Annotated in this window: 17 protein-coding genes, 2 tRNA genes and 1 pseudogene; 7 read left to right on the top strand and 13 right to left on the bottom strand. The window is 67.2% G+C overall.

From position 1 onward, the window contains the following. Positions 1-14 precede the first annotated feature (14 nt). The gene (locus ACFW3F_RS01715) at positions 15-407 is read left to right on the top strand and encodes a holo-ACP synthase (RefSeq protein WP_033203568.1); all 393 of its coding nucleotides are present in this window, start codon (positions 15-17) and stop codon (positions 405-407) included. Between the two features lie 11 nt (positions 408-418). Here the strand turns inward: ACFW3F_RS01715 and ACFW3F_RS01710 are convergent, their stop codons facing one another. Next, entirely contained in the window at positions 419-1,045 is a 627-nt protein-coding gene (locus tag ACFW3F_RS01710) for a TetR family transcriptional regulator (protein ID WP_388053646.1), read from the bottom strand. 10 nt (positions 1,046-1,055) lie between these two features. Next, complete coding sequence (gene bcp, locus ACFW3F_RS01705) at positions 1,056-1,532, bottom strand: thioredoxin-dependent thiol peroxidase (RefSeq protein WP_388053644.1); 477 nt, start codon at positions 1,530-1,532, stop codon at positions 1,056-1,058. Positions 1,533-1,683: 151 nt separating this feature from the next. Between bcp and ACFW3F_RS01700 the strand changes: the two genes are divergently transcribed. The 4 genes and pseudogenes from ACFW3F_RS01700 (at position 1,684) to ACFW3F_RS01685 (ending at position 5,208) form a co-directional block, all read left to right on the top strand. Further along, a complete protein-coding gene (locus tag ACFW3F_RS01700; RefSeq protein ID WP_388053642.1) occupies positions 1,684-1,905 on the top strand; it encodes a DUF3618 domain-containing protein in 222 nt (73 codons plus the stop codon). A 126-nt stretch (positions 1,906-2,031) separates the two neighbouring features. Next, positions 2,032-2,104, top strand: a tRNA-Lys gene (locus ACFW3F_RS01695). Positions 2,105-2,422: 318 nt separating this feature from the next. Further along, positions 2,423-3,613, top strand: a complete 1,191-nt coding sequence (locus ACFW3F_RS01690; protein ID WP_388053700.1) for an Ig-like domain-containing protein — start codon at positions 2,423-2,425, stop codon at positions 3,611-3,613. Positions 3,614-3,735: 122 nt separating this feature from the next. After that, a pseudogene (locus ACFW3F_RS01685) lies at positions 3,736-5,208 on the top strand (DUF4185 domain-containing protein). 21 nt (positions 5,209-5,229) lie between these two features. Here ACFW3F_RS01685 and ACFW3F_RS01680 read toward each other — a convergent pair. From ACFW3F_RS01680 to orn, 6 genes are all read right to left on the bottom strand, one after another. Beyond that, positions 5,230-7,284, bottom strand: a complete 2,055-nt coding sequence (locus tag ACFW3F_RS01680; RefSeq protein WP_388053698.1) for a neutral/alkaline ceramidase — start codon at positions 7,282-7,284, stop codon at positions 5,230-5,232. 107 nt (positions 7,285-7,391) lie between these two features. After that, positions 7,392-7,517, bottom strand: coding sequence for a hypothetical protein (locus ACFW3F_RS01675; RefSeq protein WP_388053641.1), 126 nt, complete (start codon positions 7,515-7,517; stop codon positions 7,392-7,394). 47 nt (positions 7,518-7,564) lie between these two features. After that, on the bottom strand, positions 7,565-8,863 hold the full coding sequence (locus tag ACFW3F_RS01670) for an RNA polymerase sigma factor (protein ID WP_388053639.1): 1,299 nt from the start codon (positions 8,861-8,863) through the stop codon (positions 7,565-7,567). Between the two features lie 3 nt (positions 8,864-8,866). Then, positions 8,867-9,211 carry a YciI family protein gene (locus ACFW3F_RS01665; protein WP_388053637.1) on the bottom strand — a complete coding sequence of 115 codons (345 nt, stop codon included), beginning with the start codon at positions 9,209-9,211 and terminating at the stop codon, positions 8,867-8,869. A 190-nt stretch (positions 9,212-9,401) separates the two neighbouring features. Next, positions 9,402-9,474, bottom strand: a tRNA-His gene (locus ACFW3F_RS01660). 101 nt (positions 9,475-9,575) lie between these two features. Beyond that, positions 9,576-10,175, bottom strand: a complete 600-nt coding sequence (gene orn / locus ACFW3F_RS01655) for an oligoribonuclease (protein WP_388053635.1) — start codon at positions 10,173-10,175, stop codon at positions 9,576-9,578. Positions 10,176-10,236: 61 nt separating this feature from the next. Here orn and ACFW3F_RS01650 point away from each other — a divergent pair, with 61 nt between their 5' ends. After that, positions 10,237-11,856, top strand: coding sequence for a helicase HerA-like domain-containing protein (locus tag ACFW3F_RS01650; RefSeq protein ID WP_388053633.1), 1,620 nt, complete (start codon positions 10,237-10,239; stop codon positions 11,854-11,856). A gap of 19 nt (positions 11,857-11,875) precedes the next feature. Here ACFW3F_RS01650 and cmrA read toward each other — a convergent pair whose 3' ends face one another. The 3 genes from cmrA to ACFW3F_RS01635 form a co-directional block, all read right to left on the bottom strand. After that, the gene (cmrA, locus tag ACFW3F_RS01645) at positions 11,876-12,682 is read right to left on the bottom strand and encodes a mycolate reductase (protein WP_388053631.1); all 807 of its coding nucleotides are present in this window, start codon (positions 12,680-12,682) and stop codon (positions 11,876-11,878) included. A 41-nt stretch (positions 12,683-12,723) separates the two neighbouring features. Then, on the bottom strand, positions 12,724-14,787 hold the full coding sequence (locus ACFW3F_RS01640; protein ID WP_388053629.1) for an FAD-dependent oxidoreductase: 2,064 nt from the start codon (positions 14,785-14,787) through the stop codon (positions 12,724-12,726). 73 nt (positions 14,788-14,860) lie between these two features. Next, complete coding sequence (locus tag ACFW3F_RS01635; protein ID WP_388053628.1) at positions 14,861-15,409, bottom strand: PadR family transcriptional regulator; 549 nt, start codon at positions 15,407-15,409, stop codon at positions 14,861-14,863. 138 nt (positions 15,410-15,547) lie between these two features. On the opposite strand from ACFW3F_RS01635, the gene ACFW3F_RS01630 reads away from it, so the two are divergent. Continuing rightward, entirely contained in the window at positions 15,548-16,867 is a 1,320-nt protein-coding gene (locus tag ACFW3F_RS01630) for a uracil-xanthine permease family protein (RefSeq protein WP_388053626.1), read from the top strand. Here ACFW3F_RS01630 and ACFW3F_RS01625 read toward each other — a convergent pair. Both ACFW3F_RS01625 and ACFW3F_RS01620 read right to left on the bottom strand, forming a co-directional pair. Then, a complete protein-coding gene (locus ACFW3F_RS01625; protein ID WP_388053624.1) occupies positions 16,850-18,586 on the bottom strand; it encodes a hypothetical protein in 1,737 nt (578 codons plus the stop codon). The two genes, ACFW3F_RS01630 and ACFW3F_RS01625, sit on opposite strands and share 18 nt — an antisense overlap. After that, positions 18,586-18,846 carry a hypothetical protein gene (locus tag ACFW3F_RS01620; protein ID WP_388053622.1) on the bottom strand — a complete coding sequence of 87 codons (261 nt, stop codon included), beginning with the start codon at positions 18,844-18,846 and terminating at the stop codon, positions 18,586-18,588. The genes ACFW3F_RS01625 and ACFW3F_RS01620 overlap by 1 nt, the downstream gene beginning before the upstream one ends. Between the last annotated feature and the right edge of the window lie 106 nt (positions 18,847-18,952).

Below are 18,952 nucleotides of genomic sequence, written 5' to 3'. Positions count from 1 at the left end.
CGGAACCCGGAGGGATGAGCGTCCTCGGTGTGGGGATCGACATCGTGTCGATCCCGGAGTTCGGCGAGCAACTGCGGCAACCCGGTACGACGTTCGCCGACCGGTTCACGGTCGGCGAGCGCCGGGACTCGGCGGCCGGAACCGGCGATGACGCCCGCCATCTGGCCGCGCGATGGGCGGCCAAGGAGGCCGTCGTGAAAGCGTGGTCGGTGAGCCGCTTCTCGCGTTCGCCGCTGCTGCCGCTGATCCGGCACAGCGACATCGAGGTCGTGACCGACACCTGGGGACGGCCCGCCATCCGGCTGTCCGGCGAGATCGGGGAACACCTGCGCGACACGAATGTGCACGTGTCGCTGACCCATGACGGTGACACCGCCGCGGCGGTGGCGATCCTCGAGGGCAGGTAGCCCGGGGCCGCTCAGACCGTCGTCGACTCCTCCAGGAGCAGATAGCCTGCGAGCATCCGCTTGAGTTCGGCGACGGTCTCGTCGTGGTCGTGGCCGTCCTGCACGGAGAAGCTCAGCAGCGAGTAGGCCGTGTGGACGAGCACCTGCGACATCATCTCGCGTCGCTCGCGTTGTGATGGCGTGAGCGGCGCGATGATTCGTGCGACCTGTTCGGCGAGCACTCGTTCGTTCAGCGATGCGGTGGCACGGGTCGCCGGTGTGGATTGAACGGCCAGCCACACCGCCCGCCGCGACGGATCGGTGCGCCACAGTGCCGCGAGGTGGTCGAGGAATTTCTCGAGCAGGCTCGGCCATTCCAGGGACGGCACCTCGGAGGAGAACGCGGTGAGTTCCTCACGGACGTCGACGGTGTCCTGGCGGTCCAGCTCGCACACGATGACGTACTTGTTCGCGAAATACTGATACAGGGTCCCGATGGGGACCTCGGCCCGCGTCGCGATCTCCTCGCATGTCAGCGACTCGAATCCGACATCGATCAGCAGCTCGCGGGCCGCTTCGAGCATCGCCTGGAACCTGCGCTTGCTGCGCTCCTGCGTGGGCCGCTTGCGCGGCACCAGCGGTTCGGCGGACTCGGACATCGGGGCCGGCTCAGACAGACAGGTCGCGGCGCAGCTTGGCGACGTGTCCGGTGGCGCGGACGTTGTACTGCGCTAGCTCGATCGTGCCGTCGGCGTCGACCAGGAACGTCGACCGGATGACCCCGGTGACGGTCTTGCCGTACATCTTCTTCTCCCCGAACGCGCCCCACTCGGTGAGCACCTTCTTCTCCGGGTCGCTCAGCAACGGGAACGTGAGGCCCTCGGATTCGACGAACTTCGCGAGCTTCGCCGGCTTGTCGGGGGAGATGCCGAGTACGGCGATGCCCGCCTCGTTCAGCTCACCCAGATTGTCTCGGAAGTCGCAGGCCTGCTTGGTACAACCCGGTGTGGCGGCTGCCGGATAGAAGTAGACGACGACCTTGCGGCCGGCATGGTCCGACAACGAGACCGGGTCGCCGTTCGCGTCGGGCAGGGTGAACGACGGGGCTTTGTCGCCCACGGACAGTCGGGTGGTGGTCTCTCCCATGAGAGCCAGGCTAGTGCATGGCCACATGCCCGGATGCCGGGATGTCGTAGCATCGAGACGCTGCCATCTGGTGGTTGGTCCTCGCATCCGGTCGGTTCTTCGGATGGCCGGAGGAGCGGAAGTCATACGAGAAGCGCCGGAAGGATGCAACGTGGCCGGAGATACCGAACGTATCGAGCAGGACATCGCCAAGGCCCGTGAGGACCTCGCCAGCACGCTCGACGCGCTGGCCGAACGCGCCAACCCACAGCGACTCGCTGACGACGCCAAGTCGAAGGCCCTCGCCACCCTGCAGACGCCCGCGGTCAAATACGCGATCGCCGGTGTCGGTGCGCTGGTGCTGCTCATCGTCGTCCGCAAGGTCGCGAAGTGATCGGCTGATCCCGCCAGTGGTGGAGCGAGCTCGCCCACGCAGGCCCGTCAGCGGCAGAAACCGCGCCGACCAGGCGATTTCACTTCTGCCGCGAGGGTCATGTAAGGTTCCATCTCGCAACGCCAAGCGCCATTAGCTCAATTGGCAGAGCAGCTGACTCTTAATCAGCGGGTTCGGGGTTCGAGTCCCTGATGGCGCACAGAGTCCCCAAGACGCCTCGCATCGAGCGGGGCGTCTTGTGGCATCTCAGAGGGTCTGGATCGTCGGCGGTGGTCGATGAACATCTGGTGAACGTTCGGCGTTTCGGGTGCGCAACACGCCACTCGAACGGATGACCGGCGAAGTGTTCGGTCCGATTTCTCGTACACTGGTCCGCGACATCGGGTTCGGAATGTCCGGTTCGGCGATTCGGGTTCGGTGTGCAGTTTTTCTCAGGTTGCGGGGCAGCGTGACCGACCGCTTCGGGGTCGGGACGCCGACAGGCGGGAGTGAGATGGGGATCGGTCGTACTCGGCGGATGCCGCTGATCATCAGCGGTGTGATGCTGGCAATTGTCGCGCTGGTGACGTCGTGCACGCAGGAGGCGTCGTATTCCGACAACGTCAGCAGCTCCAGTCTTTTCGACGACCTGCTCAAGCCGGGTCTCGAGATCACCGAGTGGGCCGAGCGCCCGCTGAACGACAACGCCGTCGGTGTGCAGCCCGGCGCGCCCATCAAGGTGAAGACCAGCGAGGGCACCATCAGCCGGGTGCTGATCAAGAAGTCCGACGGCACCCCCGTCAAGGGCACCCTCGCCGACAACGACACGGTCTGGGTGAGCGACGAAGCGCTCGGTTACAACCGCACCTACACCCTGGAGACCGACGCCGTCGGCATCGGCGGAGCGGTCACCAAGAAGGTCACGTTCACCACCAGCAGTCCGAACAACCTGACGCAGGCCTACCTGACCCCGAGCCCCGGCGAGACCGTCGGTGTCGGGCAACCGGTCGCGGTCAAGTTCGACGAGCCGATCGCGGATCGTCGTGCGGCGCAGCGCGCCATCCGGATCACCACCGATCCTCCGGTCGAGGGGGCCTTCTACTGGATCAGTCCCAGCGAGGTGCGCTGGCGGCCGGCCGAGTACTGGAAGCCCGGCACCAAGGTGCGGGTCGCGGTCAACACCTACGGCATCGATCTCGGTGACGGCCTGTTCGGCCAGGAGAACGTGCGTACCAACTTCACCGTGGGTCGCTCGATGATCGTCACGGCCGACGACAACACCAAGCAGGTCGTCTTCGAACGCGACGGCAAGGTCATCCGGAGCATGCCGACGTCGATGGGCAAGGCCGGCGACGAGACCGACAACGGTATCTACCTGGTCTCGGACAAGCACGACCACATCATCATGGACTCGTCGACCTACGGTGTGCCCATCAACTCGTCGAACGGTTACCGCACCCCGGTCGACTACGCGACCCGGATGTCCTACAGCGGCATCTTCTTCCACTCCGCACCGTGGTCGGTGTGGGCGCAGGGTAATACCAACACGAGCCACGGTTGCCTGAACCTGAGCCCGGCGGATGCGCTGTGGGTCATGGAGAACACCCTCCGCGGCGACCCGGTGATCGTGAAGAACACCACGGGTGGAACACTGTCGGGCACCGATGGTCTCGGCGACTGGAACATCCCGTGGTCAGTGTGGCGTAAGGGCAACGCCGACAACGCGTGACTTGATCGGCCGCCGTCGTGATTCGCAGCCGCTGACCGGGTGGGTCCGGTGATACATTCCCTTCGAATCTGATTCGAGGGGGACACGTGACCGGTCTCGGCCAAGTCCGCTGGCTCGGCCCGGTGTGCGCCGCTGCTCTACTCGCCGGCGGGCTCGGCGGCTCCGCTGCCATCGTGCACGCGGCGCCGTCGACCCCGCTGCCCAGTTCCGGGTGTGCGGCCGACCTGCCGCCGAAGCCTCAGAGAGGTCCGGCGGACCCGCGCGACCTCATTCCACGTCTCCCGGACCGGTTCAGCATCCCGCTGCCGTATCCGCGGATACTGCCGGTGCCGGAGCCGGCCCCGGAAAAGCCGGTGATCCGCATCCCGTCGCAGTAGGCGCCGAAGGATCCGTGTTCGGATCCGTGCCCGGACATCACCGACCCGCCCAGGCCGCGTCCGGGAGCCGGCGGGCCGGCGCTCAGTATCGAGTTTCCCAAGATCACTCTCGATCCGGCGCCGAAGAACATCCCGATCCCGGTGCCGAACCCCGACCCCCCGTCGGTGCCGCCACCACCGCCGGCAGCCGCGCCCGGGGTCGATCCCGGACCCGTCGCACCCAAACCGACGCCGCCACGCATCACCGGTGTCGATCTGGTCAGCACGGTCACCGGCAAGGGTTCGACGAGTCGTACCGACAAGCGATGGCAGATCCACGGGACCGACCTGGGCATCATGTGGGAGTCGCGGCCGGGGCAGGTGGCGATCGCGTTCGGAGACACGTTCGGCAAGGGATTCAGACCGCCCGGCGCCAACGGGCGAGACTGGCGCAGCAATGTACTGGGCTTCTCCACGGACAAGAAGCTCGCCGACGGCATGAGCATCGACACGATGATCCAGGACAGTCGGTGCCACGCCGCCGAACTCCTCAGCGCACGCCGCGTCGACTACTACGAGGTCACCGTGATCCCGACATCGGGATTCGCGATCGGCGACCGACAGTTCATGACGTACATGTCGGTCCGGACCTGGGGCAAGATCCCGGGTCTGTGGCTGACCAACCACGGCGGACTGGCCTACTCCGACGACGGTGGCTCCACCTGGACCAAGGACCCATACGCGCGGTGGGACAACATCTTCGGGACCAGTCAGTTCCAGGTGTCCTCGATGGTGCCGCACGGTGATCACGTCTACATGTTCGGGACGCCCAACTCACGTATCGGCTCGGTCGGTCTGGCACGGGTCCACCGTGATGACGTGCTCAACAAGACGGCCTACCAGTACTGGCGGGACGGGCGCTGGGTACCCGCGCGCGACGGCAATGTGGCGTCGGTGATCTTCGCGGGTCCGGCGGGCGAGGTGTCGGCCCGCTACGACGCGGAGTCGCAGCGTTGGCAGATGACCTATCTCGACGCCTTCCGCGGGTCGATCGTGATACGCACCGCGCGCGAGCCGCAGGGATTGTGGTCCGAACCAGCCGAGTTGGTGCATTCCTCGCGATACGCGCAGCTCTACGGCGGATTCTTGCATCCGTGGTCGAGTGGCGAGGATCTGTACTTCACGATGTCGACCTGGACCGAGTACAACGTCTCGCTGATGCGGGCCAGGGTCCGCTGACCCCGTCAACCCGAATCGCCGTCAACCCGAATCGCCCACCCGGAAGGTGCGGCTCGTGCCGGCGACGGCTCTCGTCGACCCGTTCGCAACCCTGCGGTCGCCGAAGTAGCGGATGCGGTACACCCCGGGCGCATCCACGGGCGGTCGCCAGGTGATCGTGATCCGCGACGTGTCCGCGCTGCCGGCCGGACGCGCCCACCGGAACTCCGTCGACCAGTCGTTGTCGTCGGCGACTGTCGTCCACTCGGTTCCGCTGCGCCGCTGCACTTCCAAGTAGGTCCGGCCGTGTCGGAAGTCGTTGTTGGGATGCGCGCCGACGAACTGCACGGTCACCGTCGAACCGGGGCGGTACTCGCCATCGGGTTGGCGCAGCACGTCGCCGTAGCGGCGTCCGGGTATCGGTCGGTCGGCGGGCACCGGCGGCACCAGATCGGGCTGCAGACCCGATTTGTCGATCGGTGCCGGGCCGCGACCGATCCTGCGACCGGACCTCATCGCGGCCGCGAGCGCGGCGAATTCCTGGAGATAGGCGGAGAGCGTGTAGCGGCCGTACTGGGTCTCGCCGCCTTCGTAGTGCTGTAGGTCGTATTCCTCGGGCGTCGTGACGTACTGGGTGTAGGCGTTGGCGAACCCTTGCACGAGGACGTTGTCGATGTCGGTCCGCAGCTCGTCGGCGACCACCTGACGGAGCCGGAGACCCGCGACGACGGTGACCTCGGCGGGCACGCCGACGAGGACGAGCTCGCCGATGCGCATGAGTTGCAGCGGTACCACCGACGGAATCCAGCCCGACGGCGGCAACAGGCCGAGCGGGAAGGCGATCAGTTTGGGCGCCTGCATGTCTCGCATCCACGGTGCGATCGGCGGGACGCGGTCCCCGCCGAGGGCGGCGACGAGGGGGTTGGTCATGCCCTCCACGAGGAAGGGGAGTGGTTGCTCGTAGTTGTCCTCGCTGCTGGTCGCCACTGCGCCGGCACCCATCATCGCGGGAGTCGTGGAGGCTGGCCGACCGTCGGGTGTGTACCTGCCCGAGATCTTGATCGATGACATGTCAACGTATTTCACGATCGAGTCGACGCCACCCCGCGTCATCGGCCGGGCCGCGTCGAATCCGGTTCTGCCGGCGACATACTGGCGCTCACCGATGACTTCGCAGTTTCGTCTGTTGTTCGTCGTCGGGCCGCTCGGCTCGAACGGCGCCAGTGCGAGATTCGGCGTCATGTCGCCGGAGTTGGTCTGCGGGAACGCCGCGACGAACCCCGGCTGGGTGCGTTCCCACAGATAGCTCGCATACCCCTTGTTGTCACCGGCGATGAGGACGTTGCGGTCGGTGAGGGACGTGCCGTGGGTCGGGAACCATGTGATGGCACCGACATCCCGGCCACCGGAACTGTCGTGCTGTCGTAGTCGCAGCACCGTGACCCGTGGGTCGATCGCGTTCGGGAAGTGGCGTCTGTCCGACGACGGGTTCGCGTCGAAGGCAACCCGGGATCGGTTGCGGCTGGCGTCGTGCAGTTCCTCGCGACCGATCGTGAGCGTGCCCGGTGCCAGATTCTCGTGGGCGCGAACGATGGCGGCGAACATGCCGTCGACCTCGGCGTCGTAGGAGTTCTTCTTGAACCCGAATGCGGCGAGTGAGTACGCGTAGTCCCAGGATGTGCCGCCGCAGGAGGCGTGGGTGTGCTGCGCGTTCAGGTTCACGTTCGACTCGCTGTAGAGAGACCCGAACCGGTTGCGCAACTTGGCCATCAGACCCATGTGGTGCGACTGGAACAGGCAGGCGAGGTCGGCGGTGAGGAAGACGACGCGCTTGCTGGTGGCGGGATGGACGATGATGTAGGCCCGCGCCCAGCATCGTTGGAGGAGTCCGGCCGCGACCTGCTCGGGATTCGAATAACCCATCATGCCCTGCCCGGCCACCGCGCCGGTGACGTCCGCGATTCCGCAGCCGACGAGATAGTCCGTGGACTCCGGCGGCGACGCGGAGGTCTCGCCTGCGGCGAGGGTGCTGCCGAGCGCCGCGCAGGCGGCGGTCGTGGCGGCGCCGGCCATCCACTGTCTGCGTGTGAGGTCCACGTGGCGTCCTTCCGGGCGTCGGACGACACCGTCAGACATGCGGTGTCATCGCGGCACGCACCCCGACGGTGCGGCCGTGTGATCGTGCCTCGCCAGAGGCGTCGACCTCAGTCCTTGTCGCTGTGGTCCTTGTCGCTGTGGTCCCTGTCGCCGGGGATTCCGACGATGAAACCGATCCCGATGATGATGCACGAGATCAGCGCGACAGCAGGCATGACCCAGTAGGAAGGCATGCAGTGGACGTTACTGCGCCACATGCTCATGCGCCGGGGTTCGGGGACTATTGAGGTCGAAGGTCCCCGAGCGCGGCGGCGAGGTAGTCGTCCTCGACTTCGTTGCCGGGCAGGTCGAGCGCGCGACGGTATGCGTCGGCCGCGCCGCGATCGTCGCCCAGCTCGGACAGCGTGAGTGCCCGGGCGATGTGGAACGGCCGGAACCGATCGAGTTGACTGTCCGACTGCAACCGGTCGAGCATCGCGATGCCGCGCGCCGGCCCGTAGGCGCGACCGACCGCGACGGCGCGGCCGACGCGCACCACGGGGCCGGGATCGTGCGCCTCTAGGAGCCGGTACAGGACCGCGATCTGCGCCCAGTCGGTCTCGCCCGCGGTAGGTGCCTCGGCGTGTACCGCCGCGATTGCCGCCTGGATTGTGTAGGGGCCGGCATCCGACTGTGCCGCAGCACTTTCGGCGAGCGCGATGCCCTCGACGACGAGGCTTCGGTCCCAGAGGTTGCGATCCTGGACGTCCAGCGGGACGGGTCGCCCGTCCGCGTCGAGTCGTGCCGGGCGGCGGGACTGGGTGAGCAGCAGGAGTGCGAGCAGCCCGGTCGTCTCGGCACGGGGGAGAAGTGAGCGCAGGGTGCGCGCGAGGGTGATGGCCTCGTCGGTGAGGTCGTCGCGAACGTGTGCGTCGCCGGTCGAACGGGCGAACCCCTCGGAGAACAGTAGGTAGACCACCCGCAGGACCCCACCGAGCCGACCTGGGAGGTCGTCGCCCCGCGGCGGCGTGAACGGAACGCCCAGTGCGCCGATCCGCTTCTTGGCGCGCACGATTCGCTGCTGGGCCGTCGGGACTCCGATGAGCAACGCATGCGCGACCTCCGCGGTGGTCAGCCCGGCGACGAACCGCAGGGTGAGCGCGATCCGGTCCTCGGCGCGCAGCACGGGATGAGTGCAGGCGAAGAACATGCCGAGTCGCTCGTCGGGGAATCGAGGTGGCGGCGCATCGGCCGGGTCCGTGAAATCCGCGTGCGCGGGGGCCCGTTCGGCCTCGGCGTGCAATCGGGCGAGCTTGCCTGCCAAGACCGATTCACGCCGCACCACGTCGAGTGCCTTGCGTTTGGCCGTCGTCGTCAGCCACGCCTCCGGCGAATCCGGGACACCGGTCCTCGACCAGGTGGTCAGGGCCTGGGCGATCGCATCCTGCAACGCGTCCTCCGCGAGGTCGAGGTCGCCGAATTTCCTGGTGAGAGTGGCGAGTACACGCGCGCGGACGTCACGGTCGACCGCGGACACCGCCCGGCGGGCCACGGACTCCGCGGAATCCGTGGCCGTCGAGCGGCGCGGAGCACGAGACATGGTTCAGTACGGCGCGAGCGGCCGGATCTCGACGTGACCGCCGGGCGCCGAGCCGGGGCTGCGTCGGGCCCACTCGATCGCCTCGTCGACGTTCGCGACGTCGATGACATAGACCCCGCCGACGAACTCCCGCACTTCCGCGAACGGCCCGGACGACGCCACCACCCGCTCGCCGCTGTCGTCGGTGTGCACGACCGCACGCTCGTCCTCGAGGGCAAACGAGCTGACGACGACACCGGCCTTGGTGATCTCCTCGTCGAAGGCGAAGAACTCCTCGGGGCTCGCGCCACCCTCCTCGCCGCACGCCGGATCGTTGACGTGTCCCATGAGCAGCAGTGCGTACTTCATCGTTCCTCCAGTTCTGCCGACTGCGAGTTGCAGGCCGACTGCAGTTCAAGGCCGATGTGGCCATGATGCCGAACCGGATCGGTCCGACACCATGGTGACGTACGACGGTTCCGGGTATCGACAGCCACGCGAAAAAAAGATCGCGACGCGAAAAAACCCCGTCTGCGAATCGCAGACGGGGCTTCGTCGGGGTGGATGACGGGACTCGAACCCGCGACAGCCAGGATCACAACCTGGTGCTCTACCAACTGAACTACATCCACCATCGGCGTCGGAAACCTGGGCGTACGCGCCGGGCCTCAGAGCCATCAATACTCTAGCGGGTCGATGCGGCAGAACTCCAATCGGTTACCCGACCTGCGGGTCAGGCGGGGCCGAGGTCTTTCACGATATCGGCGAGGGCGTCGGTGTCCGGGCCGGGAGCCGGGACGAAGGCCGCCGCGCGGTAGTAGCGCAGCTCCCGGATCGACTCGCGGATGTCGGCCAGTGCGCGGTGCGCGAGGCCCTTGTCCGGCTGGCCGAAGTAGACCTTGGGGTACCAGCGTCGGCACAGCTCCTTGATCGAGCTGACGTCGACCATCCGGTAGTGCAGGTAGGCGTCGAGTTCGGGCATGTCCCGGGTGATGAACCCGCGGTCGGTGGCGATCGAATTGCCCGCGAGGGGAACCGCGCCGGCGGTGGTCACGTGCTTGCGGATGTAGTCCAGGACCATCTTCTCCGCCTCGGCGAGCGAGACCGTGGACGCCCGCACCTCCTCGGTGAGGCCCGACGCCGCGTGCATCTTGGTCACCACATCCGGCATCGACGCCAGGGCAGCGTCGTCGGCGTGGATGACGACGTCGACGCCGTCGCCGAGGATGTTGAGGTCGCTGTCGGTCACGAGAGCCGCGATCTCGATGAGTTTGTCCGACTCGAGTCGGAGTCCGGTCATCTCGCAGTCGATCCACACCAGTTTGTCCTGCACGCGACAACCTTAGCCAACCTCACGCGCAGGGCCGCGGGAGATCGGCGCCCGGGGCTATCGTGTGCTCGTGACCGAAGCCTCCAGTCCCGCCCCCGGCAGTCCGACCCAGGGGAGTCCTGCGCAGGGCATCGCCGCGGGATACGCGTTCGCGACCCCCGCACTCGAACTGGGTGCGGTGTCGGTCTCCGGGCAGGTCGACCCCGATGCCAAGGTGCGAATCCCGCTGTCGATGATGAACCGGCACGGGCTGGTCGCCGGCGCGACCGGGACCGGGAAGACCAAGACGCTGCAGTTGATGGCCGAGCAACTGTCGAGCAACGGCGTCCCCGTCGTGATGGCCGACATCAAGGGCGACCTGTCGGGTCTCAGTCGGGCGGGCACGAGCAACGACAAGATAAACGAACGATCCCGGCAGACCGGCGACGATTGGCAAGCAGCGGCGCACCCGGTCGAGTTCGTCTCGCTGGGATCGGAGGGGATCGGGGTGCCGATTCGCGCCACGATCACCTCGTTCGGGCCGATCCTGCTCAGTAAGGTGCTGGGACTCAACGCGACTCAGGAATCGACCCTGGGGCTCATCTTCCACTGGGCGGACAAGAAGGGGCTGCCGCTTCTCGATCTCAAGGACCTGCGGTCGGTCATCGCCTTCCTCACCGGCGACGAGGGCAAGGCCGAACTGAAAGGGATCGGCGGTGTCTCGCGTCAGACGGCGGGCGTGATCCTGCGTGCTCTGTCGAATCTCGAAGCCGACGGTGGTGACACGTTCTTCGGCGAACCCGAGGTCGACCCCGCCGACCTCATCCGGGTGGCGCCCGACGGACGCGGCATCATCACGTTGTTCGAGCTCGGTACCGCCGCGGCCCGTCCCGCGCTGTTCTCGACCTTCCTCATGTGGATCCTGGCCGACCTCTTCGAGTTCCTGCCCGAGGTCGGTGACCTCGACAAACCCAAGCTGGTCTTCATCTTCGACGAGTCGCACCTGCTGTTCGACGATGCGTCGAAAGCCTTTGTCGACCAGGTCGTCCAGACCGTCAAACTCATCCGGTCGAAGGGCGTCGGCGTCTTCTTCTGCTCCCAGCTGCCGACCGACATCCCCAACGAGGTGCTGTCGCAGCTCGGTGCGCGGGTCCAGCACGCCTTGCGTGCCTTCACTCCCGACGATCAGAAGGCGCTGCGCACGACGGTCAAGACCTATCCGGTGTCGGAGGTCTACGACCTCGAGCAGGCGCTGACGTCTCTCGGCACGGGCGAGGCGGTCGTGACGGTGCTGTCCGAGCGCGGCGCGCCGACGCCGGTCGCCTGGACGGTGATCCGCGCGCCACGGTCGGCCATGGAGGCGATAGGTGGCGACGCGATCACCGCGGCCGCGAAGGCCGGACCGTTGTATGCGAAGTACGGCAGCCCGGTCGATCGGGAGTCGGCCTACGAGATGCTCGCCGCGAACACTCTCGCACCCGGTGAGCCGGCCGATGCCCCGGCGCCGGCTCCGGCCCCACCGCCGGCGCCGGTCCCGACACCGCCGCGCGCACCCGCACCGGAGTCTGCGCCCGAGGGGCCTGGACTACTGACCGAGGTGCTCACGAGCAAGCCGATGCAGAGCTTCCTGCGCTCGGCGGCGAGCGCTGCGGGACGCGAGTTCAGCCGCGCGATCTTCGGCACGGGGCGTCGTCGGCGGCGCTGAACGCTGTCCGGGACGATCCCTACTCGGCGCTGAACCTGCGGTAGAAGCCGCCGACGATCGGTGCCACCACGCCGCGGGGTGTGTACCCGCCGGCGACCGACATCGCCTTGGACAAGGTGCCCGGCACTACGCGCATCTTGTTGTGCGCCAACGCGTCCAGGCTCATGTCGGCGACCTTCGCCGAGGAGTGCCACAGAAAGTCCGGCACGACCTTGTCGACGATGGACGCGTCCTCGGGAGCGGGGGTGTGGGTGCGGACCGGTCCGGGCGCGAGCAGCGTCACGTGTACGCCCTGCGCGGACACCTCGCCGCGCAGCGACTCGCTGAAGCTGTTCACAAACGCCTTTGACGCCGCGTAGGTCGCATTGTTGGGGATCGGCATGTTGCCGGCCGCCGACCCGACCATCAGGATTCCGCCGGAGCCGCGCTTCACCATCTGGGGGAGCACCGCCAGGGTGAGGTCGTGGACGGCGTTGACGTTGAGTCGGACCTGCGCGCGTTCGTAGTCGGCGTCGAGATCGGCCACCGGACCGAACGTGGCGATGCCAGCGTTGTTGCAGAGGATCGAGATGTCGCGCCCGGCGAATTCGGCCGCGAGAACTTCGACCTTCGTCGGGTCGGACAGGTCGACGGCGCGGACCTCGACCGAGACCTCGTGTGCGGTGCGCAGTTCCCCGGCGAGCTCTTCGAGGAGCTCACCGCGGCGGGCGACGAGGATGACCGAGTGGCCCCGAGCGGCCAACGCGCGTGCGAGTTCCCGTCCGATCCCGGACGAAGCCCCGGTGACGACGGCGCGGGCGGTGGCGGAGGGCGGCGGTACCGGCATGTCGCAATGGTAGCCGCCGCCTCTCGTGCCGAGACCGACCGTCAGTCGATGCCCGCGGCGACCTCGGTGCCCTGGCGGATCGCGCGCTTCGCGTCGAGCTCGCCCGCGTAGTCGGCACCGCCGATGACGTGCGTGGTGACGCCGGCCAAGGTCAGCGGGTCGACGAGGTCGCGCACCGACTCCTGGCCCGCGCAGATCACCACGTTGTCGACCTCGAGGACGCGGGTCTCGGTGACGTTGCCCTCGTCATCGCGGAAGCTCAGATGCAGGCCCTGATCGTCGATCTTGTCGTACGATGCGCCGCTGATCTGCTCGACGCCCTTCATCTTCATCGTCGCGCGGTGAACCCAGCCGGTGGTCTTGCCGAGGGACTTACCTTGCTTACCGGTCTTACGCTGGACCAGGTAGACCTGGCGCACCGGCGGAAGCGGCCGCGGCTTGGTGACGAAGCCGGGCTTCTCCGGGTCCTCGGTGACGCCCCATTCCTGTTCCCACTCTTTGAGGTTCAGAGTCGGCGACTCGTCGGTCGTGAGGAACTCGCTGACGTCGAAACCGATACCTCCGGCACCGATCACAGCCACTCGCTTGCCGATCTCCCGGTGTCCGAGCACGGCCTCGGCGTAGGACATCGCCATCGGGTGGTCGACGCCGGGGAAGCTCGGGATGCGCGGCACGACGCCGGTTGCGACGATCACGTCGTCGAACTTCTCGGCGATGATCTGCTCGGCGTCGGCCCTGGTGTTGAGCCGGACCTCGATGCCGAGCACCTCGATCTGGCGGGTGAAGTAGCGGATCGTCTCCTTGAACTCCTCTTTGCCGGGAATGCGTGAGGCGATGGAGAATTGGCCGCCGATGGCCTCCCCGCCCTCGAACAGGGTGACCTTGTGGCCGCGCTGCGCACCCGCCACGGCGGCCGACAGGCCGGCCGGGCCCGCGCCGATCACGGCCACGCGCTTGGCCTTTCGCGTCGGGCCGAGGATGAGTGTGGTCTCGCGGCCGGCGATCGGATTCACCAGGCACGACACGTGTTTGCCGACGAAGGCGTGGTCGAGGCAGGCCTGGTTGCAGCCGATGCAGGTGTTGATCTCGTCGGAGCGACCTTCACGGGCCTTGTTGGCCAGGTGGGGATCGGCCAGGAACGGCCGGGCCATCTGGATGGCGTCGACTCGACCGTTCGTGAGGATCTCCTCACCGAGTTCCGGGGTGTTGATGCGGTTGGCCGCGATCAGCGGGATCGACACCTCGTCGCGCAGACGCTCGGTGAACTTCACGAACGCGCCACGCGGAACCGAGGTGACGATCGTCGGCACCTGCGCCTCATGCCAGCCGATGTCGGTGTTGATCGCGTCGACGCCGTACTGCTCGGCCTTGCGGGCCATCAGCGCGACCTCGTCCCAGGTCTGTCCCTTGCGGATGAGGTCGGCGATCGACTGGCGCAGGATGACGGGGTAGTCGCGCGGGACCTGCCGGCGGATCTCCTTGATGACCTCGACCAGGAAACGCTGGCGGTTCTCGGTGCTGCCGCCCCATTTGTCGGTGCGGTCGTTGGTGTGCGGGCAGAGGAACTGGTTGATGAGGTAGCCTTCGCCGCCCATGATCTCGATGGCGTCGTAGCCGGCCTTGCGGGCGAGCTTCGCGGACTGGCCGAAGGACCTGATGACGTGGCGGATGATCGGCTCGGTCATCCGAAGGTGCTTGAACGGGTGGATCGGCGACGGATCGGTGCCGGGGGCGACCTTGAACGGTGTGTAGCCGTAACGGCCGGCGTGGATCAGCTGCATGGCGATCTTGCCGCCCTCGTCGTGCACGGCCTTGGTCACGCGCCTGTGGCGGGTCATGTCGACGACGTTGGTCATCTTGCCGCCGGCGAACGCGAGCAGCCCGGTCCGGCTGGTTCCGAAACCGCCGGTGATGATCAGTCCTGCACCGCCTTTGGCGCGTTCGGCGAAGTACGCGGCCAGCTTGTCGGTGTCCCAGAACCGGTCTTCGAGACCGGTGTGCATCGACCCCATGATCAATCGGTTCTCGATTGTCATGCCCCCGATCTGCAGGGGCGTGAACAGGTGCGGATAGTGCTGGTTCGGTTGTGCCGTCGGGGCTGACATGGCGCGACCTTTCATCTCGGTGAACCTGGGTGGTCGGTGGGCGGTGTTGACTTGATCTGTGGGACTCGCGAATTCAGCTCTCGGACAATTCGCGTTCGAGTCCGTAGATGACCTCGTCGCACCACTCGATGTATCCCTGCTCCTGGCGGATGCCACCGCGTAGGACGAGGTACTGATGCAGCTTGCGGCCGAGGAGCGCGTCGGGATCGGGGTAGTAGTCGGCCTGGAAGCCGGTGTAGAGCTTGAGCTGCTCGAGATGTTCGTCGCGGTGAGCCTTGAGTTCACCGATGATCGCGGCGAGGTCGCCGAACTCCGCGGCCCGCAACTTCACGCCGATGTCGCTGCGAAGCGGTTGCAGCGGAGTCGGACTTATCGCCCAGTCGGCAAGTGCGTCACGACCGGCATCGGAGATCGTGTAGACCTTCTTGTCCGGACGACCGTCCTGGCTGACCGATTCGACGCTGACCAACTCGTCGTCCAGGAGCTTCTTGAGCGTCCGGTAGATCTGCTGGTGCGTGGCCGACCAGAAGTAGCCGATGCTGCGATCGAACTGCTGGCCGATCTCATAGCCCGTTCCCGGTCGCTCTGCCAGCGACACCAGAATCGCGTGTTCGAGCGCCATGGGAGCAAGCTAACACTGCAACAACGCACTATGCAACAAGGTGTATATGAGTCGAGTTGCATATCCCAGCGAGCGAAGCCGTCGGTGAGCGGACCCGAAGTGAGGCGTCGGCGGGATCCGTGCCGCACACTGTTCGGCATGAGTGAACCGGAGACGAGGTCTCTGAATCTGCTGTCGTGGAAGCTGACCGACAACGCCGTGGTGGCGCCGGAGGAACGGTTGACCTGGCCTCGCACGGTCAGCATCGGTCTGCAACACGTGGTCGCGATGTTCGGCGCGACGTTCCTGGTGCCGGTGCTGACCGGGTTCCCGCCATCGACGACGCTGTTCTTCTCCGGTGTCGGCACGATCCTGTTCCTGCTGATCACCCGCAACCGGCTGCCCAGCTACCTCGGTTCGAGCTTCGCCATCATCGCGCCCGTGACCGCAGCCGTCGCATCCGACGGCGCGTCGTCAGCGCTGGGTGGACTCGTGGCGGTCGGCGCGATGCTCGTTCTCATCGGTGTCATCAGTCATTTCGCCGGGGTCAGATGGATCGAGACCCTGATGCCGCCGGTGGTGACCGGCGCGATCGTCGCTCTGATCGGCCTCAACCTCGCGCCGGCGGCCAAGAACAACTTCGTCGAGGACCCTGTTCTCGCGACCATCGTGCTGGTGCTGCTGGTGGCCTCCGCGGTGCTGTTCCGCGGCTTGCTCGGACGACTGGCGATCTTCCTGAGCGTCGTGGTCGGTTATGTTCTGGCGCTGGTCCTCGACCGGATCGACAGCGACAACGACTTCATCGACACCTCCGGCATCGGCGACGCGGCGTGGATCGGTCTGCCCGACTTCCAGACGCCCACGTTCGACCTGGGTGTCCTGCCGTTGTTCCTCCCTGTGGTGCTGGTCCTGGTCGTCGAGAACATCGGCCACGTGAAGTCGGTGGCGATGATGACCGGCAAGGACTACGACGCCACCATGGGTCGGGCCCTGGCCGCTGACGGAGTGGCCACGATGCTGGCCGGCAGCGGCGGCGGTTCGGCCACCACGACGTATGCCGAGAACATCGGCGTGATGTCGGCGACCAAGGTGTACTCGACCGCTGCCTACTGGGTGGCCGGCGGCGCCGCGATCCTGTTGGGGCTCTCGCCCAAGGTCGGCGCCGTGATCGCCGCGATCCCACCCGGCGTACTCGGCGGCATCACGACCGCGCTCTACGGCCTGGTCGGTGTCATCGGCGTGCAGATCTGGGTGGCCAACAAGGTCGACTTCTCCAAGCCGATCAACCAGTTCACCGCCGCGATCCCGCTCATCATCGGCATCGCCGACTACACCTGGCAGGTCGGCGACCTCGTCTTCGCCGGAATCTCGCTGGGTTCGGTCGCGGCGCTGGTCATCTACCACTCCATGCGGCTCATCGGCAGATGGCGGGGGACCGTCGACGTGGGCCGGGACGGGCAGTCACCACGGCAGCCGTAACGGGATGTCGGGAATCGGGCCCGGCAGGTCGAGGTCGCCGTCGGCGCGATCGTTGAAGAGATAGAGCCACCACAGCGGAGCAGGCGCACCGAGCGGCGGCGGTGGGAGTTCGGGGACGTCGGGCCTGCGAGGGACGTACACGTCGGGCTCTGCGCCGACGATGACCTTCACCATGTTCTGGAAGGCGGTCGATTCCGGATCGTCCCAGTACGCGCCGTGCGTGATCAGCCCCCCGTCGACCGTGCGCTCGTTTCCGTCGACTGGGCGTCCATTTTCGTCGACTGTGCGGCCAGTGATGTCGACTGTGCCGGTGTCGAGCCGGATCACGCCGGGGGCGGTGTCGGGGTCGTGGCCATGGGGGTTCCCGGGGAGGGACTGCACGTAGTGGATCGGGTCGCCGGGGAAGGTCAGCGAATAGCGATCGACGCCGTCGGGATGTGGCGTGTCGTAGATGCCGGTACCCGCCGACGACGCGTAGACGACGCGATCGGGCGCGAGACCGAGTTGTTCGGCCGAGCCCACGATCGAGCCGCCGTAGCTGTGGCCGATGTAGGTGGTGGTTGCACCGGGTGCGTGGTCCGCGATCTCGGCGTCGAGTTCGTGGCCGAACAGTTCGAGGCGGTGGGCCATGGCGGCGGCGAAGCTCGGGCTCGCCGCCGCGCGCAGGTCCGGCGGGAAGTCGCCGTCGAGGTAGAGGAACACCGGGCCGCCGGTTCGTGCCGCGAGTTCGGTTGCCGCCGTTCGGTTGTGACCGACGGCGGTGTCGATGTTCGTGCCCGTGCCGGGAACGTAGGTCGCCGTGTTCGTGGTGCCGGCCCGCAACGATCCGATCATCTCGACCATGCGTCCCCGTGGGGTGTTGACGAAGGTGATGAAGGTTCGCTCGACCAGCCCGTCGTCACCGCGGCGGGCTTCGTCGGGACCGGTGTCGGGGCGGGGCTCGAGAAGCCCGCGCAGTGTCTGAGCTCGGCGGCCCTGTCCGCGGCCGGCCTGAACCTCGTCGACGAGGGCGTTGCGGATGTTGATCTCGTTGGCCTGGGCACGGATCGCGAACGGAATGCCCGGCAGATTGCCGAGGACGTGCGGATTCGCCTGCATCAGGCGTCGCACGTCGGCCGGCCTCATCTGTTCGACGACGTCGCGGACCTGGGCCGGTGTGAGGGTCTCCAGCATGTGGACGGCCGCGTCGGCATCCATCTCGGTACCGCCCGGCAACCGGACGTCGGGTTGACCGGTGATCATCGACGAGAGATCGGCCGCGAAACCCTCGAGTCGTTCGCCGTAGCGCTCGTCGAGTGTGTCGATGGTGTCGAGCGCGTCGGAGACGGAGCTCTCGAGGAGGGCGGCCTGGCCGGCGAGTCCGGTGTCGGGGTGGGTGACCGTGCCGTCGTCGAAGACGGTGAAGCCCAGGCCCTCTGCTCCCCGGACGACGCCCAGCGCGAAGTCGCGGGCGTGGGAGAGGTCGGCGCCGGCGTCGGTCGCCTCGTCGGCGACCATGTGCAGCACGTTGCGTACCTCGCCGGCGTGATCGTGTTCGGCCCAGATGACCTGGTGCGCCGCGTCGTGCGTGACACCCGACCACGACGACGCGGCGTCGAAGGCGCGTACCGCGGTGTCGAGGCCGGTGTCGAGGGACTCCGCGACCGCGGTCGCCGCGGACCCGGCGTCGGTGAACGTCTGCGGACTCCACGCGCGCAGTTGCGAAACGGTGGGCCGCATCAGCGGTCCTCGAGAGCCCGCAACCGCGCGCCCGAACGGGCATCGGCGGCCACGGTCGTCGAGTCGAAGATCCGCAGCATCTCGCCCATCGTGGTCAGACGTTCGCCGATCGAGTCGACCGCCAGTCGCGCGGGGCGGGCGGCCGCTGAGAGCGCACGCGCCACGCGACTCGATGGGCCGACGACCGCACCGATGGCCTCGACGTCCGCGGCGTGGATCGCGATCCCGGAAGCCCTCCAGGTACGCGCGATCTCCTGCACCTCGGCGGTATCGACACCGAATTGCGAAGTCCTTGAACGGCTTTCGCTTCGTCGCCCGCGGGACAGGGGCGGAAATCCGGACAGTGGGCCGGGGAGTGTCATGGTC

This window comes from Gordonia sp. NPDC058843, assembly GCF_042743165.1.
Classification (GTDB): Bacteria; Actinomycetota; Actinomycetes; order Mycobacteriales; family Mycobacteriaceae; genus Gordonia.
Note: the sequence above shows the minus strand (reverse complement) of the source record. Positions and strands in the feature narration are given on the sequence as shown.